A 327-nucleotide genomic window follows, 5' to 3' on the forward strand; every position below is an offset into this window, starting at 1 on the left:
GGTCACATACAGGGACGCCATGCCGTCGTTGAGGGCCTGGAAGACCACGTGCCGGTCCTCGACGCTTTTCTGGTGCCGGGTGGTGATGGTTTCCGGGTGGGTGCGTTCCCGCACCCGGCGGGCCCGGTCGGCGAGTTTTGCCACCGTCAGCACCTCCGCGACCGGCACAAGCACGTCCTCGAACACCGCGCGGGCCCGGGCGGCCGACTCCGGGTCATCTCCCATGCGGATACCCCAGGCCTGGTCCATGATCACCTGGGCGTGCCGGTAACTGATCGACCCGGACGACAGGGCTTCCCGGGTGGCGGGGAGGTCTTCGGCGAGGGT

Annotated in this window: 1 protein-coding gene; it reads right to left on the minus strand. The window is 69.1% G+C overall.

Features of this window, described 5'->3' with window-relative positions:
- On the minus strand, nucleotides 1-327 hold a 327-nt coding region (locus QN350_RS19825; RefSeq protein WP_323517236.1), incomplete at both ends, for a DUF222 domain-containing protein.

Source organism: Cryobacterium sp. 10I5 (assembly GCF_035019865.1).
GTDB lineage: Bacteria > Actinomycetota > Actinomycetes > Actinomycetales > Microbacteriaceae > Cryobacterium > Cryobacterium breve_A.